The organism is Novosphingobium sp. YAF33, from assembly GCF_052113265.1.
Lineage (GTDB): Bacteria > Pseudomonadota > Alphaproteobacteria > Sphingomonadales > Sphingomonadaceae > Novosphingobium.
The window spans coordinates 381,084-407,841 of sequence record NZ_JBFRCW010000006.1 but is presented as its reverse complement, the minus strand read 5'-3'; the positions used below and the strand labels follow the sequence as shown (position 1 = coordinate 407,841).

Annotated in this window: 30 protein-coding genes; 14 read left to right on the top strand and 16 right to left on the bottom strand. The window is 67.1% G+C overall.

The features are described from left to right. Nucleotides 1-10 precede the first annotated feature (10 nt). The 3 genes from AB4Z00_RS14770 to AB4Z00_RS14760 form a co-directional block, all read right to left on the bottom strand. Nucleotides 11-781 carry a thioredoxin domain-containing protein gene (locus AB4Z00_RS14770; RefSeq protein ID WP_132268117.1) on the bottom strand — a complete coding sequence of 257 codons (771 nt, stop codon included), beginning with the start codon at nt 779-781 and terminating at the stop codon, nt 11-13. Nucleotides 782-896: 115 nt separating this feature from the next. Further along, nucleotides 897-1,646 (bottom strand): thioredoxin domain-containing protein, encoded by a 750-nt coding sequence (locus AB4Z00_RS14765; RefSeq protein WP_132268118.1) that lies wholly within the window; start codon nt 1,644-1,646, stop codon nt 897-899. Continuing rightward, nucleotides 1,646-2,278 (bottom strand): DUF721 domain-containing protein, encoded by a 633-nt coding sequence (locus AB4Z00_RS14760; protein ID WP_134093842.1) that lies wholly within the window; start codon nt 2,276-2,278, stop codon nt 1,646-1,648. The genes AB4Z00_RS14765 and AB4Z00_RS14760 overlap by 1 nt, the downstream gene beginning before the upstream one ends. A 29-nt stretch (nt 2,279-2,307) precedes the next feature. On the opposite strand from AB4Z00_RS14760, the gene AB4Z00_RS14755 reads away from it, so the two are divergent. The 3 genes from AB4Z00_RS14755 to nudC are packed head-to-tail and all read left to right on the top strand — an operon-like array spanning nt 2,308 to nt 5,587. Further along, nucleotides 2,308-3,354: an A/G-specific adenine glycosylase gene (locus AB4Z00_RS14755; protein ID WP_442046408.1), complete on the top strand. Its 1,047-nt coding sequence runs from the start codon at nt 2,308-2,310 to the stop codon at nt 3,352-3,354. Next, the gene (locus tag AB4Z00_RS14750) at nt 3,351-4,676 is read left to right on the top strand and encodes a serine hydrolase domain-containing protein (RefSeq protein WP_442046407.1); all 1,326 of its coding nucleotides are present in this window, start codon (nt 3,351-3,353) and stop codon (nt 4,674-4,676) included. The genes AB4Z00_RS14755 and AB4Z00_RS14750 overlap by 4 nt, the downstream gene beginning before the upstream one ends. Beyond that, nucleotides 4,673-5,587: an NAD(+) diphosphatase gene (nudC, locus tag AB4Z00_RS14745; protein WP_442046406.1), complete on the top strand. Its 915-nt coding sequence runs from the start codon at nt 4,673-4,675 to the stop codon at nt 5,585-5,587. Before AB4Z00_RS14750 ends, nudC begins: the two co-directional genes overlap by 4 nt. 35 nt (nt 5,588-5,622) lie before the next feature. Here nudC and AB4Z00_RS14740 read toward each other — a convergent pair whose 3' ends face one another. The 3 genes from AB4Z00_RS14740 to mgtE are packed head-to-tail and all read right to left on the bottom strand — an operon-like array spanning nt 5,623 to nt 7,730. Beyond that, nucleotides 5,623-5,871, bottom strand: a complete 249-nt coding sequence (locus AB4Z00_RS14740) for a helix-hairpin-helix domain-containing protein (protein ID WP_132268125.1) — start codon at nt 5,869-5,871, stop codon at nt 5,623-5,625. Further along, nucleotides 5,868-6,269, bottom strand: coding sequence for a DUF1489 family protein (locus AB4Z00_RS14735; RefSeq protein ID WP_132268127.1), 402 nt, complete (start codon nt 6,267-6,269; stop codon nt 5,868-5,870). Before AB4Z00_RS14735 ends, AB4Z00_RS14740 begins: the two co-directional genes overlap by 4 nt. Nucleotides 6,270-6,293: 24 nt before the next feature. After that, a complete protein-coding gene (gene mgtE, locus AB4Z00_RS14730) occupies nt 6,294-7,730 on the bottom strand; it encodes a magnesium transporter (RefSeq protein ID WP_132268128.1) in 1,437 nt (478 codons plus the stop codon). A gap of 269 nt (nt 7,731-7,999) precedes the next feature. Here mgtE and AB4Z00_RS14725 point away from each other — a divergent pair, with 269 nt between their 5' ends. After that, complete coding sequence (locus AB4Z00_RS14725) at nt 8,000-8,470, top strand: peptidylprolyl isomerase (RefSeq protein ID WP_132268130.1); 471 nt, start codon at nt 8,000-8,002, stop codon at nt 8,468-8,470. Between the two features lie 134 nt (nt 8,471-8,604). On the opposite strand, the gene AB4Z00_RS14720 is transcribed toward AB4Z00_RS14725, so the two are convergent. From AB4Z00_RS14720 to AB4Z00_RS14695, 6 genes are all read right to left on the bottom strand, one after another. Then, nucleotides 8,605-9,378: a DUF2059 domain-containing protein gene (locus AB4Z00_RS14720; RefSeq protein WP_442046405.1), complete on the bottom strand. Its 774-nt coding sequence runs from the start codon at nt 9,376-9,378 to the stop codon at nt 8,605-8,607. A 131-nt stretch (nt 9,379-9,509) separates the two neighbouring features. Continuing rightward, nucleotides 9,510-10,394, bottom strand: coding sequence for a LysR substrate-binding domain-containing protein (locus AB4Z00_RS14715; protein ID WP_132268133.1), 885 nt, complete (start codon nt 10,392-10,394; stop codon nt 9,510-9,512). A gap of 56 nt (nt 10,395-10,450) precedes the next feature. After that, nucleotides 10,451-11,374 carry a hemolysin family protein gene (locus tag AB4Z00_RS14710; protein ID WP_132268135.1) on the bottom strand — a complete coding sequence of 308 codons (924 nt, stop codon included), beginning with the start codon at nt 11,372-11,374 and terminating at the stop codon, nt 10,451-10,453. Nucleotides 11,375-11,396: 22 nt separating this feature from the next. Beyond that, nucleotides 11,397-11,888 (bottom strand): rRNA maturation RNase YbeY, encoded by a 492-nt coding sequence (gene ybeY, locus AB4Z00_RS14705; RefSeq protein WP_442046404.1) that lies wholly within the window; start codon nt 11,886-11,888, stop codon nt 11,397-11,399. Nucleotides 11,889-11,897: 9 nt separating this feature from the next. Next, nucleotides 11,898-12,056 carry a hypothetical protein gene (locus tag AB4Z00_RS14700; RefSeq protein ID WP_442046403.1) on the bottom strand — a complete coding sequence of 53 codons (159 nt, stop codon included), beginning with the start codon at nt 12,054-12,056 and terminating at the stop codon, nt 11,898-11,900. 40 nt (nt 12,057-12,096) lie between these two features. Then, on the bottom strand, nt 12,097-13,170 hold the full coding sequence (locus AB4Z00_RS14695) for a PhoH family protein (RefSeq protein ID WP_243654359.1): 1,074 nt from the start codon (nt 13,168-13,170) through the stop codon (nt 12,097-12,099). 268 nt (nt 13,171-13,438) lie between these two features. On the opposite strand from AB4Z00_RS14695, the gene AB4Z00_RS14690 reads away from it, so the two are divergent. After that, a complete protein-coding gene (locus AB4Z00_RS14690) occupies nt 13,439-13,930 on the top strand; it encodes an RcnB family protein (protein ID WP_134093849.1) in 492 nt (163 codons plus the stop codon). A 148-nt stretch (nt 13,931-14,078) separates the two neighbouring features. Then, entirely contained in the window at nt 14,079-14,669 is a 591-nt protein-coding gene (locus AB4Z00_RS14685; protein WP_442046402.1) for a hypothetical protein, read from the top strand. Between the two features lie 31 nt (nt 14,670-14,700). Here AB4Z00_RS14685 and AB4Z00_RS14680 read toward each other — a convergent pair whose 3' ends face one another. Together AB4Z00_RS14680 and miaB are read right to left on the bottom strand one after the other, a co-directional pair. Further along, nucleotides 14,701-15,420: an alpha/beta fold hydrolase gene (locus AB4Z00_RS14680; protein WP_442046401.1), complete on the bottom strand. Its 720-nt coding sequence runs from the start codon at nt 15,418-15,420 to the stop codon at nt 14,701-14,703. After that, on the bottom strand, nt 15,417-16,766 hold the full coding sequence (miaB, locus tag AB4Z00_RS14675; protein WP_442046400.1) for a tRNA (N6-isopentenyl adenosine(37)-C2)-methylthiotransferase MiaB: 1,350 nt from the start codon (nt 16,764-16,766) through the stop codon (nt 15,417-15,419). Before miaB ends, AB4Z00_RS14680 begins: the two co-directional genes overlap by 4 nt. Nucleotides 16,767-16,906: 140 nt before the next feature. Between miaB and argS the strand changes: the two genes are divergently transcribed. From argS to tatC, 8 genes are all read left to right on the top strand, one after another. Then, nucleotides 16,907-18,667, top strand: a complete 1,761-nt coding sequence (argS, locus tag AB4Z00_RS14670; protein ID WP_132268145.1) for an arginine--tRNA ligase — start codon at nt 16,907-16,909, stop codon at nt 18,665-18,667. 3 nt (nt 18,668-18,670) lie between these two features. Then, the gene (locus AB4Z00_RS14665; protein ID WP_442046399.1) at nt 18,671-19,570 is read left to right on the top strand and encodes an SPOR domain-containing protein; all 900 of its coding nucleotides are present in this window, start codon (nt 18,671-18,673) and stop codon (nt 19,568-19,570) included. A gap of 206 nt (nt 19,571-19,776) precedes the next feature. Further along, nucleotides 19,777-20,787, top strand: a complete 1,011-nt coding sequence (nagZ, locus tag AB4Z00_RS14660; RefSeq protein WP_442046398.1) for a beta-N-acetylhexosaminidase — start codon at nt 19,777-19,779, stop codon at nt 20,785-20,787. 2 nt (nt 20,788-20,789) lie between these two features. Further along, nucleotides 20,790-21,602, top strand: a complete 813-nt coding sequence (locus tag AB4Z00_RS14655) for a segregation and condensation protein A (protein WP_442046397.1) — start codon at nt 20,790-20,792, stop codon at nt 21,600-21,602. Further along, nucleotides 21,602-22,252 (top strand): SMC-Scp complex subunit ScpB, encoded by a 651-nt coding sequence (gene scpB, locus AB4Z00_RS14650; protein WP_442046396.1) that lies wholly within the window; start codon nt 21,602-21,604, stop codon nt 22,250-22,252. The genes AB4Z00_RS14655 and scpB overlap by 1 nt, the downstream gene beginning before the upstream one ends. A 107-nt stretch (nt 22,253-22,359) precedes the next feature. Further along, entirely contained in the window at nt 22,360-22,611 is a 252-nt protein-coding gene (locus AB4Z00_RS14645) for a twin-arginine translocase TatA/TatE family subunit (protein WP_132268154.1), read from the top strand. A gap of 24 nt (nt 22,612-22,635) precedes the next feature. Further along, the gene (tatB, locus tag AB4Z00_RS14640) at nt 22,636-23,097 is read left to right on the top strand and encodes a Sec-independent protein translocase protein TatB (protein WP_314468212.1); all 462 of its coding nucleotides are present in this window, start codon (nt 22,636-22,638) and stop codon (nt 23,095-23,097) included. A 12-nt stretch (nt 23,098-23,109) separates the two neighbouring features. Continuing rightward, nucleotides 23,110-23,931 (top strand): twin-arginine translocase subunit TatC, encoded by an 822-nt coding sequence (tatC, locus tag AB4Z00_RS14635; RefSeq protein ID WP_132268158.1) that lies wholly within the window; start codon nt 23,110-23,112, stop codon nt 23,929-23,931. Nucleotides 23,932-24,118: 187 nt separating this feature from the next. Here the strand turns inward: tatC and AB4Z00_RS14630 are convergent, their stop codons facing one another. Continuing rightward, entirely contained in the window at nt 24,119-25,810 is a 1,692-nt protein-coding gene (locus tag AB4Z00_RS14630; RefSeq protein ID WP_442046516.1) for an amidohydrolase, read from the bottom strand. Between the two features lie 26 nt (nt 25,811-25,836). After that, entirely contained in the window at nt 25,837-26,733 is an 897-nt protein-coding gene (locus tag AB4Z00_RS14625) for an NAD(P)-dependent oxidoreductase (RefSeq protein WP_132268160.1), read from the bottom strand. Between the last annotated feature and the right edge of the window lie 25 nt (nt 26,734-26,758).

Genomic DNA, 26,758 nt, shown 5'->3' with positions numbered 1-26,758 from the left:
GGCGGGCGCATCAGCGCGCGCCGGCCTCCTGCAGCTTGGCTTCCAGTTCCTTCCAGCCCATCGAACCGACATTGCTGCCGTTGATGATGAAAGTGGGCGTGCCGTTGACGTTGAACTCGGTCGTCGCCTTCTGAGTCTGGTCGGCGAAGGCCTTAGCCTTGGCGGCATCGGCCAGGCAGACCTTGCCCTGGTCGCGCGAAATCCCGCGCGAGGCGAAGAATTCGGTCATGCCGCCGACTTCGGCGATGGCCGCCATCTGCTGGTCCTTCGGCAGGTTCTGGATTTCCTTCATGCGGGCGTCGCCGGCCGACTGAAGGTTCTGGAACATGTTGGGCTGCCAGGCCCAGAACTGCTCGCTGAGCGGCAGGACCGCCTCGGTCGCGCCGCAAGTGGCGAGCAGCGATGCCGGGATGTCGAAGGCGTTGAGCATGAAGTAGCGCAGTTCGTAGCTGACGCGGCCGCTGGCGACGTAATCCTCGCGCAGCTTGTCGTAGCTTTCATGCGCGAATTCGGCGCAGTGCGAGCACGACAGTGCGCCATATTCCACCAGCTTGATCGGGGCGTCGGGATTGCCGATGCGATAGCCGCCCTCTGCGGTCTTCACGACGTTTTCGGCCCAGGCCTTGCCGGCGGGGGCGGCGACCGTGGGCAGGGCCTGCGCCGACTTGGGCGCTTCGCCCGGCGTGCCGGCGTCCTTCTTGCCGCAGGCGGCAAGGCCGAGCGCGAGCGGCGCGGCGATCATTCCAAGGGCGATGGTGCGCAGGGCGGTCTTGCGGATCATGTCGGCGAATCCTTGTGAGAAGGCGGGGAAACTAGCCCACAGTCGGGGCGGATAACAGCGGAGGGGGGCGGAAGGACAGGCGCTTTCCCACAGGAAACCGCCCTTTTCCGGTGCTTCAGACCGAGCCCTTGCGCTTCGCGGCCATCTGGTCGGTGATCTCCTTGGAGAGAGTCGGCCAGTCGTGCGCGTCGAGCAGCTTGCCGTTGAGAATGAAGCTGGGCGTGGAATTCACGCCGTTCTTGGCCACGGTGGCCTGCTGTTGCTTGATGGTATCGAACACCGCCTCGTTGGCGAAGCAGGCATCGGCCTGGGTACGGGTCATGCCCCAGGCGGCAACCCTGGAGTAGAAATCGAGGTCGCTGGCGATGGCCTTCATGCGTTCGGGCAGGGCGCCCTGGTACCAGCGCTTCTGCTGCTCCTCGCCGATCTTTTCCAGCTTGGCCATCCAGGTGTCCTGGCTGGCGAGGAAGGCGTTGTGGCGCACGAAGAAGCGCTTGGGATCGCCGCAAGTCGTCAGCATCGAGATCGTCAGGTCGATCGGGTTGCGCAGCAGCGTGGTCACGGTCACGCCGATCTGGCCCTTGGGCACCATGGTGAGGCGCAGCGTGGGATCCGCCTCGCGGTTGAAGTGCGCGCAGTGCGGGCACGTGTAGCTGACGAATTCCGTGAGCTGCATCTCGGCCTTGGGGTTGCCGTACATGTGGCTGCCGTCGCCCGTGACCACGATCTGGTTCGCCCAGTTCGAGGCGGGGTTGGAGCTGGGCGCCAGTGGCTTGTGAGCGGGCTTCGTGGCGGCGACGCTCAGCAGGGCCGCTGCGGCAAGGAAGACGAGACGGGGGGCGGCAAGACGCAACGTGGACTTCATCACTGCTTTTCCTGATCTTGCATGGGATCATCCTGGGCACCGAGGCTTCGGGCCAGCGATTCTAGCACCGCGCGAAGTTCGGGATCGCCGATGTCGCGCAGCGATTCGCCCAGTTCGAGCGGTACGGGCTTGAGAGAGGGCGGAGCCGCCTTGGGCCGCGTGGCAGCCGGTGCCTTAACCTCACCTTGCCGGATTTTCACTTTGGCTACAGCCTTGTAGCCGAAGAAGCGGTTCACCCGGTCCATGATCTCGGGCACCACGTGCTGGATCATCGGGGCATGGGCGGCCAGCACCACGAGCTGGAGAATGCCGTCGCACTTTTCGCCGGGCGGGAAGCGGATCGATTCGGGGGCGCAGACGCGGGCGTGGCGCAGGCCGACGATCTCGGGCCAGCGCGTCACCACGCTGGACTGGACGAAACCGAAGCGGCGGAAGGCGGTGCGGCCCACTTCGGGCATGAGGTCGGAAATCTGGCGGGCCTGGCCGCCGCGCGCGCGCTCGAACCGCTTCGGGGCGGCGGCCTTGGACTCGCCGCCGGCCGGGGCTTTGCCCGCGGCTTTGACCACGCCTTTCGCCGCGCCTTTGGCGGACTTCGCCGCCTTTTCCGTTCCTTTGCTTGGATGCCGTTCCATTGTTGCCGCTCCAATGCCATAGGGCGCTGATGGACGCCAGCCGCGATACGATCTCCCGCAAGGTTCTCGACTGGTACGACGCTCATGCCCGCGCACTGCCGTGGCGCGCGCCGCCGGGAACGCCGGCACCCGACCCTTATCGCGTCTGGCTTTCGGAAGTCATGCTCCAGCAGACGACCGTGGCCGCGGTGAAGGACTATTTCGCGAAATTCACCGCGCGCTGGCCGACCGTGACGGACCTTGCCGCCGCAGCCGACGCGGACGTCATGGCGGCCTGGGCAGGGCTTGGTTATTATGCGCGCGCCCGCAACCTCCTGGCCTGCGCGCGCGAAGTCGCGGCGCGGGGCGGGGTCTTCCCCGAGAGCGAGGAAGGCCTGCGCGCCCTGCCGGGGCTGGGCGCCTATACGGCCGCCGCGGTGGCGGCGATCGCCTTCGGGCAGCGGGCCGTGGTGGTGGACGCCAATGTCGAGCGCGTGGTGACGCGGCTTTTCGCGCTGGAAGACCCGCTGCCGAGTGCGCGGCCCGCGATACGGTCGCTGACCGACGGGATCACCCCCGACCTGCGGGCGGGCGACTTCGCGCAGGCGCTGATGGACATGGGTGCCACCGTCTGCACCACGCGCATGCCGCGCTGCCTGCTCTGCCCGCTTGCGGCCGATTGCCGGGCAAGGACCATGGGCGAGCCGGAGCGCTTTCCGGTCAAGGCGCCGAAGAAGGCCAAGCCCGCGCGGCAGGGCCTCGCCTTCTGGATCGAGCGGGACGGAAATGTCTGGCTGGTGCGCCGCGCGGATAAAGGCATGCTCGGCGGCATGAGAGCGCTTCCCGACGACGGCTGGTCCGCCCGCGCGGACGGCCACGGCGCGCCGCCGCTGGCGGGGCGCTGGGAAAACGGCGGCCGGGTCGGCCATGTCTTCACGCATTTCTCGCTCGAATTGGGGCTTCGCATTCTGGAGCACGACCTTGACGGCGATCCCCCCGGCCCGGGGGAATGGTGGCCGGTCGACCGTATCGCCGAGGCGGGGCTGCCCACGCTCTTCGCCAAGGCGGCGGGCCTCGCCAGGGCGGAGATGGCATGAGCCCTGCGCGCGAACGGCTGGAAGCGGCGGTCGATCGCCGGATGCTGCTGCGCATGGCGGGTATCGCGGGTGTCGGCGCCGCGTTCATGCCTCGGCTCGCCTGGGCGGCGGCGCAGGCGGAGACGATGCCGCGCGTGCGTGCGCTGGTGGAGCGCTGGACGGGGAGCGGCGATGCGACGGGCACGCTGCCGGGCCTCGTCGCCTCGCTGGCGCTGCCGGGCCGCGAACCGGAATTCGTCGCCCGCGGGTCGCAGGGGTTCACTGACGGCACGCCGATCTCGCCGGACAGCCTGTTCCGCATCTATTCCATGACCAAGCCGATCACCGGCATCATGGCCATGCAGCTGGTGGCGGAGGGCCGGCTCGGTCTCGACCAGCCGGTCCATGAAATCCTGCCGCGTTTCGCGCAGATGCGGGTGCAGGACCGCTATGACGGATCGCTCACGGCCCTTCATCCGGCGCCGCGCACGATCACCATGCGGCATCTGCTCACACATACATCGGGGCTGGGCTATTCGATCATCCAGACCGGCCCGATCCGCGCGCTGATGCAGTCCAGGGGCCTCGCTGCCGGGCAGATCAGCCGAATCAAGGTGCCGGGCCTCACCGATGCGCCCCCCGCGCCCAGCCTCGCGCTGTTCGCCGACCGGCTGGCCGAAGTGCCGCTGGTCTACGATCCTGCCACCCACTGGAGCTATTCCCTCGGTCTGGACCTGATGGGCCGGGTGATCGAAGTGGTCGCCGGCCGGCCCTTCGACGCCTATCTGCGCGAAACACTGTTCGAGCCGGCGGGAATGACCAGCACGGCCTTCCAGGTGCCCGCCGCCCAGGCCGGCCGCCTCACCACCAATTATGCCGCGCTGGGCAGCGTGCTGGTGCCGATCGACGAGCCGGGCAACTCGGTCTTCCTGGAAAAGCCGGCCTTCCCCTTCGGCGGCGCGGGCCTCGTCAGCACGCCGCGCGACTATGACCGTTTCCTGCGCCTCCTGGCCCAGCGCGGCATGATCGACGGCAAGCGCGTCCTGGCCGAAAGCGCGGTCGTCGCCGGCACTTCGGACTTGCTGCCGCCCGGCGTGGCGCTTTCCGCCATGCTTCCGGCGGGGAGCGGCTTCGGCGCCGGCGGGCGCGTCGGCAAGGGAGCGGAGAGCGGCCTGTTCGGCTGGTCGGGCGCGGCGGGAACGGTGGGCATGGTCGACATGGCGCGCGGCCTGCGCTCGCAGCTCTTCGCGCAGTTCATGCCGCCGAACGCCTATGAGCTTATTCCCCAGTTCCAGAATGCGCTGAAGGCCGATGTCATGGCCCTGTTGGAGACGCCCCTTTGACCACCACCCTCCTGCCGAAGCTGCTGCCCATCGCCTTTTCCGGTTCGCATCTCGACCGCGCGGACCATATCCGCAACGACCCGGCCGCGCTCCTGGCCCTGCAGAGCAGCGAGGCGCGGCTGCTGCGGCTCGACGGGCTGGATGCCGTGCTGGCCGACGACGGCGCCTTGACCTGGGGCACGCTGGCGGATGCGGAGCCGGGCAGCGAGATGATCTTCCTCGGCCTTGACGGCCCCGTGCCCTGCTTCGCGGAAGTGCCCGGTGCCACGCCGCTGCAAGGCCCCCATGCCACGCCCGTCAACTGGCACGCCATGGCCGTGCTCGATTCCGCCGAACTCGCGGCCTATGGCGGCGCGCGTTCGCTGGTGAGCTGGCATTGCCGGCACCGGCACTGCGCCGTCTGCGGCCACCCCACGGTTCTTGCCAAAGGCGGCTGGCAGCGATCCTGCACCAATATCGACTGCGGCGCAGAGCACTTCCCGCGCGTCGACCCGGTGACCATCATGCTCGTCGAGCACGAAGGCCGCGCATTGCTCGGCCGCCAGCCGCGCTTTCCCGAAGGACGCTATTCGACGCTCGCGGGCTTCGTGGAGCCGGGCGAATCGGTGGAGGAAGCCGTCGCGCGCGAAATCCACGAGGAAGCGGGGATCCGCGTGCGCGATGTGACTTATGTCGCCAGCCAGCCCTGGCCGTTCCCGTCCTCGCTGATGATCGGCTGCCACGCCCATGCGGACGACGATGCCATCACCATCGACGAGACCGAACTGGAAGACGTGCGGTGGTTCACCCGCGACGAGGTGGTGGAGGCGCTCGAAGCCATCGGCCGGGGTGAAAACGGCAAGGCTTTCGGGGCGCCGCCGGCCCATGCGATCGCCCATGTGCTGATGCGCTGGTGGGTCGATCGGGGGTAACGGTAGCCGTCGTCCCGGATCGGTCCGGGAAAGGGCTACCGATCGGGCAGACCCGCGCCTGCCCGCGCCACGGCGGCGACGATGGCGCCGCGCGCCTGGGGGGAATTGCGCCAGCAGGTCGACCCCATTGCCGCCGAGATTTCCGCGCAGACCGCATCGGGATCGCGCCCGGCAAGATCGGCGAAGTTCCGGATGCCCAGTTCCTCCAGCCGTGCGATCACCGTGGGGCCGACGCCTTTCACCGCAAGCAGTGCTTCGCGCTCGTCGCCGGCGAAACCGGTCACACCAACCCCAGCTTGGCCAGTTCGCGCGCCAGCTTGGGCGGCATCGCGTCGCCCGCCGTCTCGCCTTCGCCCAGATCGCGGGGGGCGTCCTTTTCGGCAAGGTAGCGCCAGCCCTGGTGCGCGCGCTTGGGGTGCGTGACCACCGGGATCAGCATCGGTTCCAGGCGAATATGCCAGCGCCCGTCCTCGCGCTGTTCGAAGCCCAGGATCGGCGAGCGGCCGACCAGGGCATGTTCGTAGATCCAGTATAGCGACCCGCCGACCATTTCCTCGTGCCGCTTGGGCAGATAGCGCGTGGTGAGGCGGGCTTCGCCCAGGGTGTCGTGGCTTTCCAGCCAGGCGCGCAGGGCCGCCGGGCTCTCGGCGGAAAACGCGATCTTGGTCATGTGCAGCGGCATGATGACTAGATAGGAGGCGCGCCCCTAGCGCACCAGACCGGATACCGTGGCAAGGCCGAGGAAGACGAGGAAGCCCATCGAATCCGTGGTCATCGTCACGAAAATGGACGAGGCGATGGCCGGGTCCGCCTTGAGCCGTTCCAGCGTCAGCGGCACGAATACGCCCGCCATGCCCGCGATCAGGATATTGGTCATCATCGCCAGGGCTATGACCAGGCCCAGCGTGACATTGCCGAAGATCAGGCTGACGACGATGCCGATGATCACCGCGATCGTGCAGCCGTTGAGCAGCGCGATGGACATTTCGCGGCGTACCGCGCGCCAGGCGTTGGAGGCGGTAAGCTGGTTGGTGGCAAGTGCGCGGACGGTCACGGCCAGGGTCTGCGTGCCGGCATTGCCGCCAAGCCCGGCGACGATCGGCATCAGCGTGGCCAGCGCCACCATCTTCGCGATCGTGCCTTCGAACAGGGCGATGACCGAGGAAGCGAGCGTGGCGGTGAGCAGGTTGGCGATCAGCCAGCGCACGCGGGCCGAATAGGCGTCGCGAATCGGCTCGTTGATGTCGCCGTCACCCGCGCCGGACAGCAGCAGGGTATCTTCGCCCGCTTCTTCCTGAATGATGTGGACGATGTCGTCGACAGTGACCTGGCCGATCAGCCGGCCGGCATCGTCGACCACGGCCGCCGAAATCAGCGCGTACTTCTGGAAGCGCAGCGCGACTTCCTCCTGGTCCATGTCGACCGGGATCAGCGTCTGGTCGCGCGCCATGACGTCGTAGAGCGGGATGTTGCGCGGGGTGCGCAGGATCCACGAGAGCGCGCAGGTGCCGATCGGGCGGTGCATCGGATCGACGATGAACACTTCCCAGAACTCGGTCGGCAGCTCGCGATGTTCGCGCAGGAAATCGATCAGGTCGCCGACGGTCATCGATTCGTGGACGGCCACGAAATCGCGGCTCATCAGGCGGCCGGCGGATTCCTCGGGGTAGGACAGCGCCGATTCGATGGCCGCGCGGTCTTCCGGCTCCATCTCGGCGAGGACGGCCTGCTGGTCTTCCTCGTCGAGGTCTTCCAGCATGGCGACGGCATCGTCGGTGTCGAGCTGCTCGGCGATCTCGGCGACGACTTCGGCGGGCAGCGCCTCCATCAGCGCCTCGCGCACCCAGTCGTTCATCTCGGCGATGACTTCCACGCCCATCAGGTCGCGGATGGCGCGGGCCAGGCCGAGGCGCTCGTTCTCGTTCATGAGTTCGAACAAGTCGGCGATATCGGCGGGGTGGAGCGGCTCCACCAGGTCGTAGACGCGCTCGAAGTCTTCCTCGTCCAGCGCATCCTTCACGCTGCGGACGAATTCGGCCTTCAGGCGGTTGTCGTCGTCGAGGGATTCGGATTCGGGCATATCGAGACGCGCGGTGTCTTCCGCGTTTTCCATGCGCTCGTCCTGAAGGTCCGTTTCGCTCATCCGGGCCGGTCTACGCAGCTATTTCGCGATTGCAACAGGGGGGCGGCGGCATTCGGGAAGTTTCCTTGGCCGGTGGCTGCAGAGCCACGGGACGATGCACCGAATGGACCCCGAAACGGCCTCGCGGCGGCGAGAGGAGCGTGACGGGCAGGGGATGACCGGGACGGAGGCACGAACGAGCGCTCCCCTCGTGACATTGCCGCGCCAGTGCCTATATCGGGCGCCGATGCCCCACCGGCGCGGACCTGCGCCGGCAGAAGGAGACTGCAATGGCTGACGAATACCTGACGCTCACGCTCGACACCGGCAATGGTGAAGGCGGCGACGTGAAGATCAAGCTGCGTTCCGACCTGGCCCCCGGTCACGTCGAGCGTATCAAGGAACTGACCGGCGAAGGCTTCTACGACGGCATCAAGTTCCACCGCGTGATCCCCGGCTTCATGGCGCAGGGCGGTTGCCCCAACGGCACCGGCATGGGCGGTTCGGACAAGCCCGACCTCCAGGCCGAATTCAACGCCGAGCCGCATGTCCGCGGCGTCTGCTCGATGGCGCGCACCAGCTATCCGCACTCGGCCAACAGCCAGTTCTTCATCTGCTTCGACGATGCACGCTTCCTCGACAAGCAGTACACCGTCTGGGGCCAGGTGGTCGAAGGCATGGAACTCGTCGACGCGCTGCCCAAGGGCGAGCCGCCGCGCGAGCCGGGCAAGATCGTCAAGGCGACCATCTCGGAAGGCTGATCCTTCCTTCGGTCTACCGATAGGGAAAAGGGCGGCTCCGCGAGGGGCCGCCCTTTTTCGTTGCGTGCTGGGCCAGACGAAGCTGTACCCATCGCGGCGCAAGTTCCCGGCGCTTCCCGCCCCGGTCGATCAGCTCAATGTGCCTTGGCCTTCTCGTCCTTTTCGAGCTGGGCCTCGGAAACGCCGAGCAGCTTGGCGAGACGAGCCTTCTCGTCCTTCGAAAGATCCCCATAGGCGCGCGGCTCGGGAAGGCTCGCGCTGGCGGTCTTCACCTTTTCCACGATGGCGGGCATCTGCTCCATCAGCTTGGGGACGAAGCCCTGCATCTTCGCCATGACTTCCGGCGACATCATGACGAGATAGGAATCGGCCGCGTAGGCCTTGCCGGTAGGCGTCGCGAAGAAGGCATTCAGTTCGCCCAGCTGGGTGGTCGTATACCTGCCGGCATAGGCCTGCGTCAGCCCGTCGCGAATGTCGGGCTCGACCTGGGTCATCAGCGGGATCATCTCGTTCATCATCGTGCGCGTGGAGATCTGCATGCGCTGCTTGAAGGCCGGGTCGTAGATCTGCATGATTTCTGCCATCGAGGCCTCGCCCAGTTCCTCGGTGTTGACGCCGCTGAGCCCGGCAAGCTGCTTGAGCGGCAGCTTCATCGTGGAATCCATGATGGAATCCATCATCTTGTCGAGGGTGCCGTTCATCAGGCGCGCGTAAGTCCCAAGGGGAAATACGTGATCCACCGTGACGCGCGCCGCCGCGATGCGCGCGGGGTCGGTGATGGGCGCTGCCGTTGCCGCCGCCGCTGCCGTTGTCGCAGCCGGCGCCGCCTGTGCGGGCTCGGCGGCGAAGCTCGGCGCGGCCGAAGCGAAGGAAGCCGCAGCAACGGCGGTGAACACAGTGAAACGCATGACGGAGCCCCCGGACAGTCGAAAAAGTCCCGGGGATCATAACCGTGAACTGCCGCGCAGGGGAATGAAATCGCCCGTCATGTCGCAAAAACGCCGGCCCCGTCTCTACCGGGGACGGCGTTTGCAGGGCGTTACAGTCCGGCTTGCAGCAGCCACTCGTGGAAGATGCGCACGGGGCGGGATTCCAGGGCCTTGGGCTTGCAGACGAACCAGTAGCGATAGGGGCTTTCGACATCGATGTCGAAGAGCCGCGCCAGGCGGTTGTCGTGGCTGCGGCGGAAGTGGTCGTCGTGCATGATCGCGATGCCGAGGCCCTGGGCCGCGGCTTCGAGCACGAGCTGGCCGGAATCGAAACGGTCGACCGAGGCCGGTTCCAGCTTTTCAAGGCCGATGGCGGACTTCCACGCGTCCAGGCTCTGCGGCAGGTCCTGGTGGATCAGGAAGGTCTGCTTGGACAGGATGGCTTCGTCGGGGACGGTGCCGATCTCCTGCGCCATCTCCTTGGAGGTGATGGCGTAGACCTTGTTGTGGTCGAGCTGGATACGATAATAGGCCGGGTCCGGTTCGGGCGAGAGGATGATCGCCGCGTCCAGCGTGTCGCCCACCCGGTCTTCCAGGTGCGCGCCGGTGTCGATGTCGATGTGCAGGCGCGGGTGCAGCTTGCGCAGTTCCGGCAGGCGCGGGAACAGGCGCTGGCCGCCGAACAGCGAAGGCACGCCGAGGTGCAGGCGCAGCACCTGGCCGCGGTCGATCTGCGATTCCACCGCTTCGGCCAGTTCTTCCAGCTTGGGGCCGACCACGTTGTAGAAGGCCTGGCCCTCGTCGGTCAGCTTCATCGACTGGTGCTGGCGGGTGAAGAGGCGCTTGCCGGTGAAGTCTTCCAGCGCGGCGACCCGGCGCGAGAGCGCCGAGGGGCTGAGCGCCAGTTCGTTGGCGGCCGCCTTGGCCGAACCGAGGCGGACGACGCGAACGAAGGCTTCAAGCGCGCGCAGGGGGGGTAGTCGGCGTACTGGCAATGTCTCGTCTTTTCACTCGGAGTATCGATGCCGCCTGGAAATGGCGGCAGCGAGGTTCAATCGGGCTCTGCGACCGCTTCCGTGGCCGGCGGATGAAGGCGAAGCCGCGTGACGCGGCGCTCGTCGCCATCGGTAACTTCGATGCGCCAGCCGCTGTCATGCTCCAGCACGGTGCCGACGGCCGGGACCTGGCCGGCCAGTACGAAGGCGAGGCCGCCCAGGGTATCCACCGCTTCCTCGACTTCGGCGAGGCGCGGGTCGATCCGTTCCGCCACATCGTCAAGCTCGACACGGGCGTCTGCGTCCCAGATACCGTTCTCTTGCGAAATTAGCAACTCTTCGGGGGCGTCGTCGTGCTCGTCCTCGATGTTGCCCACGATTTCCTCGACGAGGTCCTCGATGGTGATGATGCCATCGGTGCCGCTATATTCGTCGATCACCACGGCCAGATGGGTGCGCTGGGCGCGCATGTCGGCCAGCACGTCCAGCGCGCCGCGCGCCTGGGGCACGTAGAGCGGCTGGCGCAGCAGGGTGGACCAGTCCTCCGGCGGCTGTTCGCCGCGCGCGAGGATGGGGAACACGTCCTTGATATGGATCATGCCCTTGATCGCGTCGAGCGAGTCTCCGTAGACGGGCATGCGGCTGTGGCCGTGCTCGGCGAAAGCCTCGACCACTTCGGCCCAGCTTGCCGAGGCCGGAATCGCCACGATCTCGCTGCGCGGCACGGCGATATCGTCGGCATCGTGCTCGCTGAAATGGAGAAGGTTGCGCAGCATCTGCCGCTCGATCGAGGAAAGGTCTCCGCGGGCGCGGGCCTCGTCTTCGGCATCGCCTTCATGTTCGTTGATGACGCCTTCGATCTGCGCGCGAAGCGACTGATCGCCGTCGTTCTGGAAAAGTCGCCGGAAAACACGCCAGAGCGTGCCGGTACTGTCCCCATCTCCCGAGCCGGACTCGGTGTGGCGGCCATTGTCGGCCATCGTTTTAAATTACCCCTACAGCTTAAGATCTGTCGCCATATGGGTCGGCAATGCCGATGAGGGCAAGAGCCTTTGTTTCAAGGGCCTCCATTGCCTCGGCATCGGCGTCCGAAATCTGGTGGTCGAGGCCGGCCAGGTGGAGCAGGCCGTGGACGATGAGGTGGCTGGCGTGGTGCTCCACCGGCACGCCCTTTTCCGCGGCCTCGCGGGCGCAGGTCTCGAAGGCGAGGGCAAGATCGCCCAGCATTTCCGGCGGTCCGTCCGGCGCGAGGGCGAGCAGGTCGGCGCGTTCCAGCATCGGGAAGGACAGGACGTTGGTGGGCTTGTCCTTGGCCCGCCATTCGCGGTTGAGGACGTGCACTTCCTCGTCCGTAGTGAACAGCAGGCTGGCCAGGAGGCGGGGATTGTCGAGTTCCGGTGCGACCTGCACCAGCGCTTCGAGCGCCGCTTCGGCCAGATCGGCCCAGTCCGTCTCGGCGGGCCAGGGGGCTTCGATATCGATTTCGAGATCCATGCGGGGGCTTTACGCGCAGTCGCGCGCGCGGTCGAGCGGTAGCGTGAAGAGATCGAGCGATAGCGTGAGGAGAAGGTGCGATAGCGTGAAGAGAAGGTGCGGGGTGGCCTGCTCGGACAGGAACCGGCGGGAAATCGAGGACGGCGAACCGCCGTCCTCGATGCTCAAGCGCTTCCTGCGCCAGACCTTGTCATTCCCCGGGGGAAAGTCACTCCGCCCGGAGCTGCTCGGCCGCCGGTTGTTCCGTCTTCGGTGCCGAAGGATCGACGTAAGGGCCTTCGTAAGCCTCGACGATGCGACCGACGATCGGGTGGCGCACGACGTCCTGCACGGTGAAGCGCGTGACATCGATGCCGTCCACACCTTCCAGCCGGTTCACCGCATCGGCCAGGCCGCTCATGCGGTCGCCGCCCGGGATGTCGACCTGCCGGGGGTCGCCGCAGACGACCATGCGGCTGTTCTGGCCGAAGCGGGTGAGGAACATCTTCATCTGCTCGCGCGTGGTGTTCTGCGCTTCGTCGAGGATGACGAAGGCATCGGCCAGCGTGCGGCCGCGCATGAAGGCGATCGGCGCGATCTCGATCTCTCCCGAGGCGAGGCGGCGCTCCACCTGTTCGGGCGGCATGCAGTCATAGAGTGCGTCGTAGAGCGGACGCAGGTAGGGATCGACCTTGTCCTTCATGTCGCCGGGCAGGAAGCCCAGCTTCTCGCCCGCTTCCACGGCGGGGCGCGAGAGAATCAGGCGCTGGACCGAACCGGTCATCAGCTGCGAAACCGCCTGGGCCACCGCGAGGTAGGTCTTGCCCGTGCCTGCCGGGCCGAGCGCGAAGATCACGTCGGAGCGGGCGAGCGCGCGCATATATTCGATCTGCATCGCCGAGCGCGGCACGATCGTCTTGCGGCGGGTGCGAATCATGATCGGCGGCGCGCCGGTATCGCCCGAGATGATGCCTTCCAGCGTCGGTTCGGCCGACATCGCGATCAGCGATTCCACCGCGCCGGCGTCAAGCGCCTGGCCCTGCTCCAGCCGGTGGTACATGCCTTTGAGCGTGTCGCGGGCGCGGGCAACGGCGTCTTCCGGCCCTTCGATCTGGATCTTGTTGCCGCGCGCGGCAATGTAGACCCCGAGCCGGTTCTCCACTTGCACGAGATTTGAATCGAACTGGCCGAACAGGGCCCCCAGCAAAGTCTGTTCGTCGAACTCGACTTCGACACGTGCCCGGCGGTGCGCTTCGGGCCTGAACTGCGCCGTTTCACCGGCGCGTGCTGCTTTGCGGGCCATGTGCTCCTTTCAGGTGAGGATGCCTTCGTTCCATCCCGAAGATGGCTCTGCGCATCGCGTCCCGCAAGCCGCCTCTATCGAAAAATTGCTCGCTTCACCGGGGATAACATGGCGTTTCGGCGCGCTTCCCGAATTTTGTCGCAACCTTGCGACACTCCTGAAATTTCACTGCAACCTGCATTTCAAGTTCGTTCAGCTTGAGGGGTTCAAACATGAACTCACAGACCAGATCGAACGGATAATCGTTTCGGGTCAAGGAGAAGAAAACATGCGCAAGATCATTATGGCCGCCCTTGCCGCCAGCGTCATCGTTCCGACCGTCGCCGTGCCCACCATGGCTTCCGCGCAGAGTGCCCGCGAAGTGCGCGAGAGCGCCCGCGACGTTCGCCAGAGCCAGCGCGAGGTCGATCGCAACGTCCGCCGCGGCGACTACCGCGCCGCTGACCGTTCGCAGCGCCAGCTCAACCACGACCGCCGCGAACTGCGCGAAGATTGGCGCGACTATCGCCAGGCCCACCGCGGCGAGTTCCGCCGCCCCGCCTATGCCGGTCCGCGCGGCTATCGCTATCGCCCGGTCGCCGTGGGCTACCGCTTCCAGCCGGCCTATTACGGCAGCCGCTACTGGGTGAACGACTATGGCCGCTATCGCCTGCCCGCGCCGCGCGCCGGCCACCGCTGGGTTCGCTACGGCAATGACGTGGCCATGGTGAACATGCGTTCGGGCCGCGTCGTCACCGTCCACAACAGCTTCTTCTTCTAATAAAACCGCCACCGGCGCCGGGAAGGGCGCCGGACGAGTCCCAGGCGGGTCGCGAGGGCCCTCGGTGCGAACCGGGGGCCCTTTATCGTGCTTCCCGTGCGGCAGACCGATCTTGCCGGGGCGGCGGTCGAGCGGCTAGCCTTCGGTCATGACAAGGACGACCTCCGCCGCCAGGATCCTGGCGCTCGCCCCCCTGTTCGCGCTGGGACTTTCGCTCGCAGGCTGCAAGAAGGATGCGGCCCAGCCCGAAGCCACCGCCACGGCCGGCGCCGAAGCGAGCGAGGAGGCGACCGAAGCCGCGCCCATGCGTGTCGAGGACTGGATTCGCGCGAATCACCGGGATGCGCTCACCAGCGATCTCGGCAAGCTGCAATATGCCACGGCGGAGACCGACCTTGACGGTGACGGCACGCCTGAAGTGCTGGTCTATCTGGGCGGCCCGATGTTCTGCGGCACCGGCGGGTGCAACCTCGCGGTGCTGAAGCGGCAGGATGGCGATCTGGTCCAAGTGAGCGAGACGAGCGTGGTGCAGCTTCCGGTCGGCGTGCTGGACAGCAAGTCGCACGGCTGGCGCGATCTGGCCGTCACCGTGTCGGGCGGCGGCATGGCGGAAGGCGTCTCTCGCCTGCGCTTCAGCGGCAGGGGCTATCCCACCAATGCCAGCGTGGAAGTGAGCGCGGGCGCGGCGGCGATCAGCAAGCCGCTCATCGCGGAAGACGCGCTCAAACCGCTCGACTAGAGCCGCCTCATGGCTCTGTAAGATGCCGGGATCAGCGCATCAGCCATCGGCGGAAGGCGGCATTGACCGCGTCGGGCTGCTCCATCGGCGCCATGTGCCCGGCATAGGCGATGACCTCGTAGGCCGCGCCCGAATCGGACCCAAGATCGGCTGAGGCCATGGCCTGCGCCATTTCCTCGGCAAGGTGGGGCGGGGTGAGGGCGTCGGCCGCGCCGACCATGACCATGGCCGGGACGGTGATCGTGCCGAGCGTCGCCAGCGAATCGGCGCGGTCGATGATCGCGGCCTGCTGGTCCATGTACGTCCCGAAACCGACGCGCAGGGCCATCTGCACGACTTCCTCGAACAGCGCCTCGGGGCAGTCCGGCGCGACGAGTTGGCGCAGCGATCCGCGCAGGACATGTTCGAAGCCGCGCGCCTGGGCGGTGCGGATCGCCGCGCGGCGCAGTTCCGCCTGGGCCTGGGTATCGGCCCGCGCATTGGTGTCCACCAGGGCAAGCCGTGTCACCCGCTCCGGGGCGCGGCGCCAGATTTCCATGGCAACGTAGCCGCCCATCGAAAAACCCGCGATCGCGAACCGCTCCGGCGCGGCATCGAGCACGCGGCTGGCCATGAGGGGAATCGAATCGTCCTTCAGCGTATCGCCGATGGAGATGTCGGCCATGTCCGAAAGCCCCGCGATCTGCGCCTGCCAGACGTGACGGTCGCAGGAAAGCCCGGGAACGAGGACCAGCGCTTGCCTTTCGCTCACGCGGGGACCGGGCTCAGCAGCCTGGCGGAAACGGCATTGTAGCCGCCTTCGGTCAGTTGCACCGTGACCATGTCGCCCACGGCGACGTCGCCGTCGAAATAGACCGATTGCAGCCAGGGCGACTTGCCGAGCCACTGCCCGGGCAGCTTGCCCTTGCGTTCGACCAGCACCTGGCAGGTTTTGCCGACCGAGGCCACGTTGAAGGCGGTCTGGTCGCGGCCGAGCGCGGCCTGGAGGCGGACGATACGCTCGGTCATCACTTCGGCGGGGATCTGGTCTTCCATCGTCGCGGCGGGCGTGCCGGCACGGGGCGAATACTTGAAGCTGAAGCACTGCGCATAGCCGACCGCATCGACCAGCCTGAGCGTATCCTCGAAATCGGCGTCGGTCTCGCCGGGGAAACCGACGATGAAGTCGCCCGAAAGTGCGATGTCGGGCCGGACGGCGCGCACGCGGTCAAGAACCTTGAGATAGCTTTCGGCCGTGTGGCTGCGATTCATCGCTCTCAGCACCCGGTCGCTGCCGGCCTGCACCGGCAAGTGGAGGAACGGCATCAACTTCTCGACATCGCCATGGGCGGCGATCAGCGCCTCGGTCATGTCGTTGGGGTGGCTGGTGGTGTAGCGGATGCGGGCAAGCTCGGGAATGTCCGCCAGCTCGCGAATCAGCCCGTCGAGGCCGATGCGCCGTCCGCGTGCATCCTCGCCGTACCAGGCGTTCACGTTCTGGCCGAGCAGCATGATCTCGCGCGCGCCGGCGTCGATCAGGCGGCGCGCCTCGTCCATCAGGGCGGCGTGGGGGCGGGAGACCTCGGCGCCGCGCGTATAGGGCACGACGCAATACGTGCAGAACTTGTCGCAGCCTTCCTGAACGGTGAGGAATGCCGTCGGGCCGGACCGCCTGCGGCCACCCTGATTCCGGGCGGGCAGGGCGTCGAACTTGGTTTCGGCCGGCATGTCGGTATCGGTCACGCGGCGGCCGGCGGTGGCCTCGCGGATCATGTCGGGCAGGCGGTGATAGGCTTGCGGGCCGACCACCATCTTCACCGCGGGAGAGCGCCGCATGATCTCGTCGCCCTCGGCCTGGGCCACGCAGCCGGCCACCGCGATGAGGGGCGATGAGCCATCCTCGCGGCGCAGGCGGCCGATGTCGGAATAGACCTTTTCCGCCGCCTTTTCACGGATATGGCAGGTGTTGAACACGACCAGGTCGGCCTCTTCGCCTTCCGGCGCGGCCGCGATGCCCTGGTCCGTGAGCAATTCGGCCATGCGCTCGCCGTCGTAGACGTTCATCTGACAGCCGAAGCTCTTGACCCGGTAGGTCCTGGGATTCTGGGTTGATGGCATGCGCGGGCCGATACACGCGTTTCGGGCGATTTTGAAGCGGCTGCGTTAGGGGTGCTCCGCGCGAGGCTGGCATCGCCGGCCGGCACCCTGGCCTCGCAGCCTGTTCCCCTTTCGCTGCACTTGGGGTATTCGCGCGCGCCATGACCATTACAAACAGCGATCACCAGACCCTTTACGCCGCCTTTGCGGGCCACCTCAACGCCGCGCTCGATGCGCTCGAAGCGGCCGGCACGCTGCCCGGCGGTCTGAAGCGAAGCGCGATCACGGTCGAGCCGCCGCGCGACACCTCGCATGGCGACCTTTCGACCAATGCCGCGATGGTCCTGTCCAAGCCCGCCGGCATGAAGCCGCGCGACCTGGCCGATGCGCTGGTGGCGGAGCTGTCGAAGCTCGACGCGGTCACTTCGGCGGAAATCGCCGGACCCGGCTTCATCAACTTGCGCCTCTCGGACGCCACCTGGATCGCCGAGCTGCGCGCGATCGCCGCGCTCGGCGCGGATTACGGCCGTTCGGCCATGGGCGGCGGCACCACCGTCAATATCGAATATGTCTCCGCCAACCCCACCGGCCCGATGCACATGGGCCACTGCCGCGGCGCAGTGGTGGGCGACGCATTGGCGACGCTGCTCGAATATGCCGGCCACAAGGTCATCAAGGAATATTACGTCAACGATGCCGGCGCCCAGGTGCAGGTGCTCGCACGCTCGGCCCATGTCCGCTACCGCGAGGCGCTGGGCCATGAAGTGGGCGCCATTCCCGAGGGTCTCTATCCGGGCGAATACCTCATTCCCGTGGGCCAGCAGCTCGCCGCCGAATTCGGCGACAAGTTTGCCGAGGCGCCCGAATCGGAATGGCTGACGCTGTTCCGGGAAAAGGCCGTCGCCGCGATGCTGGTGATGATCAAGCAGGACCTCGCGCTGCTGGGCATCCATCACGACCTGTTCTCCTCGGAAGCCGAGCTTCAGGCTTCGGGCAAGCCGGACGAGGCGGAAGCGTGGCTGCGCGCCAAGGGCCTCGTCTACGACGGCGTGCTCGAAGCGCCCAAGGGCAAGACACTGGAGGACTGGGAAGCCGTGGAACTGCCGCTGTTCCGCTCCACCCAGTTCGGCGACGACCAGGACCGCCCGATCAAGAAGTCCGACGGCACCTGGACCTACTTCGGCGCCGACCTTGCCTACCACTTCCAGAAGGCGCAGACCGCCGACGCGCTGGTCGACATCTGGGGCGCCGACCATGCGGGCACCGTCAAGCGCATCAAGGCGGCCGTCGCCGCCATGACCGGCGCCGATGGAGAGCCGACGCCGTTCGAGATCAAGCTGGTGCAGATGGTCCAGCTGCTGCGCGATGGCGAGCCGGTGAAGATGTCCAAGCGTTCGGGCAACTTCGTCACGCTGGCCGAAGTCGTCACCGAAGTGGGCAAGGACGTGGTGCGCTTCACCATGCTCACCCGCAAGCCGGAAGCGCAGATGGACTTCGACTTCGCCAAAGTGGTGGAAGCCTCGAAGGACAACCCGGTGTTCTACGTGCAATACGCCAATGCCCGCGTCCACTCGACGCTGCGCAAGGGCGAGGCCGAAGGCGGGTTCAAGCCCTCGGGCGAAAACCTCGAACTGCTGGGCGCGGAAGAACTGGAACTGGTCAAGCTGGCCGCGCAGTTCCCCCGCATCGTCGAGGCCGCTGCGGCCGCGCGCGAGCCGCACCGCATCGCCTTCTTCCTTGGCGACGTTGCCGCGGCCTTCCATGGCTACTGGAATCTCGGCAATGACCGCGTCGAAAAGCGCTTTGTTAACGCTGCCGACGGTAACCTGACCGGCGCACGGCTGTTCCTTGCTGCGCAGATCGGGCAGCTTGTCCGCAATGGCCTCGCGCTCCTGGGCGTCGAGGCGGTGGAGGAAATGTAAGTCATGGCGAACTGGGGCCAGAATCGGGACGAAGGCAATCGGGACGAAGGCGATCGGGGTGTCGACCAGGGCGGCGAAAGCCGTCGGGGGACCTTCCATGACGACCTGAACGCGGGCCGTTCCGCCGGAGCCCCGGCTTTCGAGGATGCCGCTCATTCGAATTCGGGCCAGCCTGAGGCCGAATCCGGCAAGCTGGAACTCGGCGACGACGACGTGCGCCTGCCCTGGCTGGAAGGCGAGGACGAGGAGTTCGAGGACCAGCAGGGCGGTGCCTCGGGGCAGACCTTGCTGCTCGTCGTCCTTGCCGTCATCGCCATACTGGTCATCGTCGGCGGAATCTGGTGGGCCACGCGCCAGAAGTCGGAACAGCCGCTCGTCGCCAGCGGCGGCGTGATCGAGGCCCCGAAGGAGCCTTACAAGACGCGGCCGGAAAATCCGGGCGGAGACGTCGTGGCGGGCACCGGAGATACCAGCTATGCGGTTGCCGAAGGGCAGAGCCGCCTGCCGCAGATCGGACGGGGCGAAGCGCCGGGTCCGGGCTTCGGCGGCCAGTCCGCCGCTCCGGCCGCCCCGCCTGCGCCTTCCGGCAAGCCTGCTGCCGGGCCCAGCGCGCCCCCGAGTGCCGCTTCTGCCGCCAGTGCCCCGGGCAAGCCGGAACCGGTTGTCAGCGGCGTCGGCGTGCAAGTGGGCGCCTATACCTCGAAGCCGACCGCCGAGGCAGGCTGGAACGCGCTCAAGGTGCAGTATCCGGGACTTTCCGGGGTGAACCACCGCATCGTCGAGGGACAGGCCGATATCGGCAAGGTCTATCGCCTCCAGGCCGTACCCGGAGACCTTGCTGCGGCGCGCGCGCTCTGCAGCGGGATGCGCTCCGCCGGATTGAGCTGCCAGGTGAAGCAGTAACGGACCGGCGCGGCCAGGAGATGCCGGCCCGGGCTTCTCTCGGACTGGCATCAGGGACGAATCGGAACTTCGGCAGGCCCTTCGGGCTGCGCCGAAGTTTCGTTCTTTCCGCATGACGTGACCGCGCCGCCCGCGCCCTTGCTTTCCACATCTGCAAACCGGGGCTTCCTTGCGAAAGCCGCGGAATTCTGCGACCAAGCGCGATTATGACACCCGCCATCTTCGGCCTTTCCGGGCTGACTCTCAGCGCCGACGAGCGCGCGTTCTTTCGCGATGCCGACCCTGCCGGCTACATCCTGTTCGGCCGCAATGTGCAGGACCGCGAACAGGTGCGGGCACTCACCGAGGATCTGCGCGCCATCCACGGCCGCGACCGGCTCTACATCACCATCGACCAGGAAGGCGGCCGTGTCGCGCGGATGAAGCCGCCCGTCTGGAGCGCCTATCCGCCGGGCGAGGCGTTCGACAGGCTCTATGATCTCGCGCCCGCCAGCGCCATCGAGGCGGCGCGCGACAATGCCGAGGCTCTGGGCCTCGACCTTGCCGAAGTGGGCCTGACCGCCGACTGCCATCCCCCGCTCGACGTGCGCCACCCCGGCGCGCACGACATCGTCGGCGACCGTTCCTTCGGCGCGGACCCGATGCGTGTGGCCGCGCTGGGCCGCGCGACGCTGCAGGGGCTGGCGCGCGCCGGCATCGTTGGCTGCGTCAAGCATATCCCCGGTCACGGCCGCGCCATGGCGGACAGTCACAAGGAACTGCCCACGGTGGAGGTTGCCGAAGAGGAACTGGAGCGTGACATCGAGCCGTTCCGAACACTTCGCGATGCCCCTTTCGGCATGACCGCCCATGTCCGCTACACCGCCTGGGACGCGGAGAATCCGGCCACGCTCTCACCCTTCGTGATCCGCGAGATCATCCGCGAGCGCATCGGTTTCACGGGGCTGCTGATGAGCGACGACCTCGACATGCAGGCGCTCTCGGGCAGCGTGCCTGAACTCGCGGCGCAGGCGATCGCGGCGGGCTGCGACCTGGCGCTCAACTGCTGGGCGAAGATGGACGACATGATCGGCATTGCCGCGCGGTTGCCGTCCATGCCGCCCGAGACCGCGGAAAAGCTGGCGCGGGCACTGGCGTCGGTGGAGGGCATCGCCGCAACCGGCACCCATGCCGAGCTGATCGCCCGGCGCGACGCCCTGCTGGCGCTGGCGGCCTGACGATGAACGCGCCTGCCGAGCTTCCTTTCGGCCTGCCCGGCGCCGATGCCGGCTGGGACGGCGAGGACCGGGCCGAGGCCCGCAAKGAAGCGCTCTATCTGGAAATCGACGGCTGGGAAGGCCCGCTGGACCTGCTGCTGGACCTCGCGCGGCGGCAGAAGGTGGACCTTCGGCGGATTTCCATCCTGGAGCTGGTCGCGGCCTATCTCGATTATATCGAGCAGGCCGAGGCGCTGCGTCTCGAACTCGCGGCGGACTACCTGGTGATGGCGGCCTGGCTCGCCTACCTGAAGTCCGCTTTGCTGCTGCCGAAGGACGAGCAGGCCGACCCCAGCCCCGAAGAACTGGCCTTGCGCCTGCAACTGCGCCTGCAGCGCCTTGGTGCCATGCGAGAGGCCGCGGCGCGGCTGATGGGCCGAAACCGGCTGGGCCGCGACGTGTTCCTGCGCGGCGCGCCAGAGGGCCTGCGGGTCGAGCGCAAGTCGGCCTGGCAGTGCTCGTGGTACGATCTCGTGCGCGCTTATGGGGACGTGAAAGTCCGCAGCCAGCCGGTGGTCCACATGGTCCGCGAACGCATGGTCATGACGCTCGACAGCGCCATCGCCCGCGTCTCCTCGATGCTCGGCGTCTCGCTGGACTGGATGGACTTGCGCGATTTCCTGCCGCCCGCCAGCGACACCTGGGCCAATCCGCAATTGCGCCGCTCCGCCCTGGCATCCAGCTTCGTCGCCGCGCTGGAACTGGCGCGCACCGGCCGGGCCGAGATCGCGCAGGAGCAGACTTTCGGGCCGCTTCGCCTCAAGGCATGCAAATAATGACCGAACCGACCGACGACCTCGTCCGCGCCGTGGAGGCGACGCTTTTCGCTGCCGAGCAGCCGATGACGGTCGAGCAGATCTCGAACCACCTCGGACAGGCCGACGTGCGCCCGGCGCTTGCCGAGCTGGAGCGGCATTATCGCGCGCGCGGGGTGCTGCTGGTGGAGCGCGGCAAGCGCTGGCACTTCGAGACGGCGCCCGACCTTGCGCATCTGCTGCGCCGCGAGAAGGAGGACTTGCGCCGGCTCTCGCGCGCGGCCACCGAAGTCCTGGCGATCGTTGCGTATCACGAGCCGGTCAGCCGCGCCGAGATCGAGGCGATCCGCGGGGTGCAGACCGCCAAGGGTACGCTCGACGTGCTGATGGAGGCGGGCTGGGTGCGTGTCGCGGGCCGCCGCGAGGTACCCGGGCGCCCGGTGATCTACGCCACCACGCCCGATTTCCTGGCGCATTTCGGGCTCGGCTCGTTGAAGGAATTGCCGGGACTGGAAGAACTTCGCGCGGCCGGCCTGCTCGATCCTGTGGATGACGACATGATCCAGACCGGCCTGCGCCCCGGCAAGGTTCCCGGCGAAGACGAGGAAACGGCCGAGGACACGGCGGAAGACCTCGACGAGCGCGACCTTTTCGGAGAAGATGACGGTTAGGCTACCGGCGCCGGTCAGAATAATGACAGGCTGGCAACTTGGCGGGAAAGTGCCTAGATGGGCTCTATGCGGTCGGAATCGATCGCACGGTTTTTGGAGTTGAGGTTATGGGTAGCTTCTCGATCTGGCACTGGATGATCGTCCTGGTGATCGTGCTCGTGCTGTTCGGACGCGGCCGCGTGTCGGAAATCATGGGTGACTTCGGCAAGGGCATCAAGAGCTTCAAGCAGGGCATGAACGAGGAGGAGAACAAGTCCACTCCCGCGCCCGCCCCGCAGATCACCGCCCAGCAGGGCGATGCCCCGGTAGCCCCCTCGGTCACTCCGGCCAAGGCCGAGAACAAGACCGAGCAGTCCTAAGCGCCTGACGGACCCGCGCGCGCTATGTTCGACGTAGGTGCTTCCGAGCTGTTGATGATCGTCATCGTGGCGGTCGTCGTCATCGGTCCCAAGGACATGCCGATGGCGATGCGCACGGCTGGGCGATGGATCGGCAAGATGCGCAAGATCTCCGGTCATTTCCGCTCGGGCATCGACGCCATGGTGCGCGAAGCCGAGCTGGAGGAGATGGAGCGCAAATGGCGGGAGCAGAACGAGGCCATCATGAAGGCCAATCCCGTTCTGCCGGACATGAACCAGATGCAGGCCCCCACCGGCACGTCTCCCTCTATCCCGCAGCTGGCCGAAGACGCGCCGGTCGCGGGCGGAGAGGCGGGCGCTGAAACGGGGCAGGCGACCGGCAATGCCACGGCCCAAAGTCCCGGCAAGCCGGAAAACGCGGGCAAGCCCGAGGCAGCCGCTCCCGGCGGGCAGGCCGAATTCCACCTCCCCCCGCCGCCCCCCTGATAGAAGCGCGCCATGCAGCCATTCCGCATATCCGATATCGACGATTCGCAGGCCCCGCTGCTCGAACACCTTGTCGAGCTGCGCGCCCGCCTGCTTCGGGCCTTCCTGGCCTTTGCGGTCGCATTTGGCATCTGCTTCTACTTCTCGGGCGACATCTTTTCGTTTCTGGTCCGCCCGCTGACTGAGGCTTTCCCGCCCGGCCAGGGCCGGTTGATCTATACCAAGCTCTATGAAGCCTTCTTCGTGGAAGTGAAGATCGCCCTGTTCGCGGCGTTCTTCGTCAGCTTCCCGGTGATCGCCAACCAGATCTGGGCTTTCGTGGCGCCGGGCCTCTACGCCAAGGAAAAGAAGGCGTTCCTGCCGTTCCTCGTGGCGACGCCGATCCTCTTCACCATGGGCGCGGCCCTGGCCTACTACGTCGTCATGCCTACGGCGTTCCACTTCTTCCTCGGTTTCGAGGGTCAGAAGGGCGGGCTCAAGCTGGAAGCCCTGCCCGGCACCGGCGACTATCTCGCGCTGGTCATGCAGTTCATCCTGGCTTTCGGCATCAGCTTCCTGCTGCCGGTGCTGCTGATGCTGCTCAACCGCGCGGGCATCATCACCCGCGCGCAGTGCGTTGGCGCGCGCCGCTATGCCATCGTCGGCATCTTCATCATCGCTGCCGTCGCCACGCCGCCCGACGTCGTTTCGCAGCTCCTTCTCGCGGTGCCGCTGCTGGCGCTCTACGAAGGAACGCTGGTGTTCATGTGGTTCACCGAGAAGCGCGACGCGCGCGACAAGGCTGCGGAGGACGATGTTCCTGCCCCGGTCGAAGGCAGCACCCCCGCCGTCTGAGCGGGCGGGTGCTTCGGGCGCCCTGACATCTGGGATACCGTTCCGGCTTCGCGGCTGATCGGGCGTCGTTCCGCGCAGCGCGCGCTGTCGGACTGTAAGGTGGGCTTAGGCGTGCCAAGGGACAAGCCGGCTCGCGCCGGTCTCGCCCTCCGAACCTCCAGCTCTCAAACCTCCAGCGGCCGACTTCTCAGCGGCCGGGCGTGTCCTTGGCCGGAATCACCCGGTCCTTTGCCGCGGACCAGGCCATCTGGCCGCCGATCCAGGTCTCCATGACCTTGGTGGCGCGCAGTTGTTCCGGCGTTGCCAGCATGGGATCGGCATCCACGAAGAGGAAGTCCGCCCGGTAGCCCTTGGCGATCCGCCCGAGACGGTCTTCCGCGAACATCGCATAGGCGGCGCCCGTGGTGTAGGCATTGAGCGCGAGTTCGCGGCTCACGGCCTCCTGCGGCTGCCATCCGTTGAACGGCTGGCCGTCCGCACCCTGGCGGGAGATGGCGACCGCAAGGCCGACGAAAGGCTGGGACGGTTCGACGGGAGTGTCCGACCCGAAGGCGAGCGTCGCGCCGGTGGCCGCGATCGACTTCCAGGCATAGGCCCCGGCCAGACGCGCCGGGCCGAGGCGCGCTTCGGCCATGGTGCGGTCCGACGCTTCGTGCTGTGGCTGCATCGAGGCGATCGTGCCGAACTTGCCGAAGCGGGGAATGTCTGCCGGATCCACGATCTGGGCATGCTCGACGCGCCAGCGCCGATCGCCCTTGTAAGTGGCCGAAAGGTCCTCGATCGAGGCGAGCACGGTGGCATTCGCCTGATCGCCGATGGCGTGGACGGCGACCTGGAAATTATCCATGGCCGCGCGGCTCATCAGGTTGCCCAGCTGCGTCTCGTTCATGCGCGGCAGGCCCTTGCTCTCCGGCGCATCGGCGTAAGGCGCCTTGAGCCAGGCGCCGCGCGATCCAAGCGCGCCGTCGAGATAGAGCTTCACGCCGTTCATCTTGAGATGATCGTCATAGAGCCACGGCGTAGGGCGAGGGCCGCCGATCAGCGCCATGTTGTCCACGCCGTCGGCATACGTGACGATGCGGATACGCAGGCGGCTGGCGTCGGCGGCGCGGCGCATGGCCTGCCAGTCGTCGATCGAGGTGCCCATGTCGGCAATGGCGGTGACGCCTTGCGCCAGCAGCGCGAGCTGCGCTTCGCCGAGCGCGGTGTCGCGATCTTCCGGACGGGGCCTGGGCATCTTCGATTCGATCAGCGCCATGGCGCCGTCCACGAAGACGCCGGCGGGCTGCTTGCCGCCGCTCAGGCGCAGAATCTCGCCGCCTTGCGGCACGGCGGTGGCGGCAGTGACCCCGGCAGCGGAGATGGCGGCCGAATTCGCCCAGCCGGCATGGCCGTCGACGCGGACCAGCCAGGCGGGCTTGCCGCCCGTCGCCCGGTCCAGTTCGGCGGCGGTGGGCATGCGGTCGAGTCCCCACTGCGCCTGGTTCCAGCCGCTGCCCAGGATCCAGGGCGCGTCGGGATGGGCGGCGGCCCAGGCGGTGATGCGCGCGAGGGCCTCGTCAAGCGACTTGGCCATCGTCAGGTCCAGCGTCATCTTCGCAAAGCCGGTGGCCATGACATGCCCATGCGCGTCGATCATGCCGGGCACGACGTGGCGGCCCTTGCCGTCCACCTGGTAGTCGACCTTCTTCGGGCGCTTGTCCCCATGGCGATAGACTTCGGCGATCCGGCCGTCCCGGTCGATCAGGAAGCCTTCGAAGCGTTCGACGCCGCCCTTGCCGTCACCCGTCACGCCCTCGACATTGTCGACCAGCACATCGGCCAGAGCGGCGGGCGCCAGCGCGGGACTTGCCGCGATGGCGGTGGAAGCAAGCAGCAGCGCCAGGGCTGCGCCGGTTTTGGAATTCACTTGATACCCTTCTTGGGGAGGCGCTTGATGATGGCGCTGGTGTCGAGGCGGCCGCCGCCTTGTGCCTGGATGTCCGCGAAGAACTGGTCGATCAGCGCGGCTACGGGCAGCGAGACGCCAAGGCCGCGCCCTTCGTCCAGGCTGAGGCCCAGATCCTTGCGCATCCAGTCGATCGCGAAGCCGAAGTCGAACTTGTCTTCGTTCATCGTCTGCCAGCGGTTGTCCATCTGCCAGGACTGGGCAGCGCCGCCCGAGATCGCCTCGTAGACTTTGTCCATGTCGAGGTGCGAGGCCTGGGCGAAGCGCACCGCTTCCGCCAGCGCGGCGACATTGCCGGCGATGCAGATCTGGTTGGCCATCTTGGCGATCTGGCCGGAGCCGGCCTTGCCGACATGGACGATGCGGGTGGAATAGGCCTCCATCACCGGATGAGCCGCCTCTATCGCCTCGTCGCGGCCGCCGCACATCAGGGTGAGCGTGCCTTTCTCGGCACCGATCTGCGATCCCGTCATCGGCGCATCGACGCAGTGGATGCGAAGATCCCGCGCCTCGACCGAAATCTGGCGGGCGATACGGGCGGAAACGGTCGTGTGGTCGATGAAGACGCCGCCCTTCTTCAGCATGCGGAACACGCCGTTGGGGCCGAGCACGACTTCGGAAAGATCGTCGTCATTGCCGACGCAGGTGATGACCACATCGGCATCCTGCGCGGCGTGGGCCGGGTTCGCGGCGATGCGATGGGCAAGGCCGGGGTTGTCCTGCGACCACTTGTGTGCCCGCTCGGGAGAGCGGTTGAAGATGGTGAGTTCGTGACCGGCCAGGGCGATATGCCGCGCGATTGCGCCGCCCATGACACCCAGGCCGATGAAGGAAACCTTGCGTTTTTCGCTCATGGCAAGCGTTCTAGCGCTTTTTGCA